A 271-nucleotide genomic window follows, 5' to 3' on the forward strand; every position below is an offset into this window, starting at 1 on the left:
CTACTGCGATTCCTGCTGATGCGACATGTTTGTTTGGTAGTAAAGACTGCAAAAGCCGCTCTCCTGTTGGAGAGCGGCAAATATTACCGACACAGACGACAAGAATATTAGAAAACAAATGCTTACCCTACTTTAAGTTGTATGCTTATGATCTCAACTGAATTGCTGGTTTCTTTATATTGCGCAATTGAGCTGAGTAGCTATCGATTACGTGCCGCAAGAGATAATTTTCTTGCGGCACGTTGTTTTACGGCCAAGTGCGTACTCGTAG

The 271-nt window shown here is 42.8% G+C and carries 1 pseudogene; it reads right to left on the reverse strand.

Features of this window, described 5'->3' with window-relative positions:
• Window positions 1-118, reverse strand: a pseudogene (locus IQR33_RS33990) (low molecular weight phosphotyrosine protein phosphatase); the annotation flags it as partial.
• Window positions 119-271 lie beyond the last annotated feature (153 nt).

The organism is Vibrio sp. OPT46, from assembly GCF_015163535.1.
Lineage (GTDB): Bacteria > Pseudomonadota > Gammaproteobacteria > Enterobacterales > Vibrionaceae > Vibrio > Vibrio alginolyticus.